Genomic DNA, 3,494 nt, shown 5'->3' on the forward strand with positions numbered 1-3,494 from the left:
AGCACGGTCTTTAATTGTTACAGTACCTGTACTTTCATCAATCGTTACTCCATCTATTGAAGAATTATCTAATGTCCAACGACTACCATTTTTCGTTGCAGTAACTGTTTGTTGTGCACCATTACCATTTGTATATGTGAAACTTAATGTTTTTACATTTCTTTGGTTCGTGTGTGCAACTACTACATCCCCATTTTCTTTAGGTGTTACAGTTGGAGCTGTTGGTTTCACTTGGAATTCAATCTCTCTAGCAACATAAGCACGACCACGGATTTCATTGACATTATCTCCTGTTGCATTTGTTGCAGTAACTGATTCACCATTTGTTGGTACATATGTTGTTGGATAGAACGCAGCTGCTGTTACAGTATATTTACCTGGATCTGTATACGTTAAGTTTGTCTTATACTCTGTACCTCTGATATAACGGAATGTCATACCACTTGGGAATAAGTTATCATTTCTTTGTGACCCATCATTTACCGTTAAGTAATTATTCGGATCCCCAACAGGTTGGTTTAATTCTACTTCCTTAGAAACTTTTGAAGCACCCGTTTGCGTAGAAATACCTTGTTCAAAGTCAAGATCTAACACACGAACACGGAATTTCACTTCTTTATTATTTCCTTGATTTACATTTCCGTTTGCCGCATCAGATACTTTTAATGTAACTGTTGAAATACCTAATGGAGCATTAGCGTCAACACGACCGCGAACCGTATAACTTCCTTGAGCATTTTCAGTTTTACCTGATTCTTTAATGGTTGCAGAAGCATTTTGATTGAACGAAACACCACTAGGAAGCCCAGAAACATACTGTATGTTTACCTTACCAGCTCTATCGTTATCGTAATATTTTAAAGGTAACTCAATATTTGCACCGCGATAAACATCAATAGTTGGTGCATTTGAAACATTATCCGTTAATGGTGTTTCAGCATTATTTTTCGTTTTATCCACAAGTTTAATCGTTGGCGCTTCTGTATCACGAGCAATAACACGGTATTTGAAATAATACGTCTTATCTCCTGATACACCATCACTTACTTTAATACTACTTGTGTATACTCCAGGAGCAAAATCATTATGAACATTTCCTGTAAATGTAGGACGATATGGATTAGTTTCAGTATAGTTAGCTGTAGATGATACGTTACTTGACAATCTAACTCCTGTTGGAAGGTCTCCTTCAAGCTCAAACTTAGTAATTTTCCCAGTATTGTCAAATGCTTCTAGGTTTGGAGTAAATGGTTGACCTTGGGTAACTGTATAGATAGCATCTGACAGGCTAGTTTCTGAAAGTGTTGTAGTATTTTGTCCCGTTCTGATTTTAACTACAGGAGGTTTTGTGTCCGTTGGCACAGTCACACTATTCCTTACACTAGAATCACTATTCCCAAAGGAAGATATTGCGCTAACTTCTGATCCAGGTTTAGCATATCCTGCTTTTACTGAGAATAAATCTCCATTGATTTGAATTCCATCCGCACCATTCCCACTACTAGTCCAAGTTCCATTTTTAGGATTACGTGTTAAGGTTGCAGTTTTTCTTTCCCCTTGAGCATTCGTATAAGAAAGTTCTACCTTATCCACATTTTTATTTTTATCAGAATCAGGATTAGAATAAGGATTTACTGTTACTGTTCCCTCATTATTAGTGTTAACTGTCGGTCCGGTCGGCTTTTCTTGCAAACCTCTTACCATGAAGTATTGTTTTCCTGAAGAATATTCATACGATCTCATCCCTGCACCATAATAAAGAGGGGCGTATTTGTTATCAGTCGTAGTTTTATACTCAATCGTTACAATCCCTGCTCCATCATATTTTAAATAATATAATTGGTCAGTATTTTCTTTTAATCCAGCTAAATTTCTTTTCGCTTTATCTCTCACATCACGAGAAGGTTCTGTACCCCAAATAGGTCGACGAGTAAACTTGTTGAAAGTAGGGCCTAAATAATAATAGGAAGTTGAAGCCTGAGTTTCCTCGGGACCAGCTTGGTTCCTCTGGAGAGTTCCGATAATAAAGTTGTTATCCGTTACGTCTGTCACACTATCAAATCCATCTGTAAAATGATGACTATTAGCATCTCCATAATCCGCTTCCGTAGCATTTAAATGATTCTTTATTTTGTTTCGCCATTCTGCATTTAAATTGAACCCACCAAGTGAATTACTGCCTGCCTTTTGTCTTGTAACACCAAGGACTTCTCCCATCGTATGCCCTTTAGGCAAAGTAAACCAATACAAAGCATTTTGGTGATTCTGATTATGATTATTAAAAGTAACAGTCCAAATATAACCGTTCTCGTTCCCAGGGTCTTTTTTCACTGTTATCTTTGCTTCTTTTAAGCCCTCCTCCACTGTTACTTGATGTTCATTTGTAGGCAATTTATCAATCGTACTTCTTCTCATCGCATACAAATACGTCTCAGCAGGCAAGCCTGAACCATCACCATTTTGTACAATATATGCTCTTTTTGTATCAAGACCAGTCGGATTAGCTCTAAAATCAGCACCTCTCTCCATTACAGTTCCATTTATAACATCTCGTTTCCCAGAGTTTTCACGAGTAACAGCAAGTGCTAATTTTCTTTCTGCTTGTTTTCCTTGTTTGATAAGTGACTGAATTTTTTCATCTGTTAAGTCTGGTTGTTGTAATCCTTCATTTACAGAACGAATAATATCTTCTGTTCCTTTTATCAATTCTTTCGTTTCAGGTCTTGTAATTTCACTAGCGAATTTGAAGTATGTATTCAAGCTCTGAGATAGTTTTTCTAATTTTTCTTTCGGAGTGATATTTACCTTAGACGAGCGCTCACTTAAAACCTTATTAACACGACTGATTAGGTCTTCCATCAGTCTTACTTGCTCATCAACCTGTTCTTGCGTCGCATTTGGGTCGTCCAAAACTGCCTTAGCTGCTGCTAGACACGCTTCCACTTCAGCATGGAGTTCTTGCATTGAACTAGGTGTTAGTTTTGCCAACAAAGCTTTTAGGGTCCCCTGGGTCAATTCAGCTGCTTTCCTATCAGCGGTAGTCGGCTGTTCTTGCTCTTTTACTTCTCCTCCTTGAGGACTTTCTTGACCGACTGGATCAGGTTTAGACTTGTCTAGTTCTTGCCCTTGATTTGCTTCCTCAGCTTTAGCACCTTGCGCTTTTAGCTCACCCGCAGGCTTACCTTCAGGCTGGTCAGTCAGATTTTTCTTGGACTCTCCCTCATCCGAGTCTCCTGGATCCCCATCTGAATTTCCAGAAGGTCCAGCAACTACATTGCTAGCTGTTGCTGGAGATACAGCAGGAGCTTCTTGAGCAGCTACTCCATTCGCAAAGAACATCAGAGCCGCCACCGCAACACTAGCAGCCCCAAAATGATATTTTCTTATTGAATAACGGTAAATTTTTTCACCATTATCATCACGATATGATTTTTTCATGATTGAATTACCTCTCGTTTTTTCCTTTCTGGAGGGTACCAAAAAAAAATACCCCC

At 38.5% G+C, this 3,494-nt stretch carries 1 protein-coding gene; it reads right to left on the bottom strand.

What is annotated here, in order from left to right:
* Positions 1-3,438 (bottom strand): YSIRK-type signal peptide-containing protein (locus SMIDD26_RS11660; RefSeq protein WP_134990222.1); only part of this gene is annotated, 3,438 nt, incomplete at its 3' end.
* Positions 3,439-3,494: the final 56 nt, after the last annotated feature.

Source organism: Streptococcus mitis, from assembly GCF_001579035.1.
Taxonomy (GTDB): domain Bacteria; phylum Bacillota; class Bacilli; order Lactobacillales; family Streptococcaceae; genus Streptococcus; species Streptococcus mitis_J.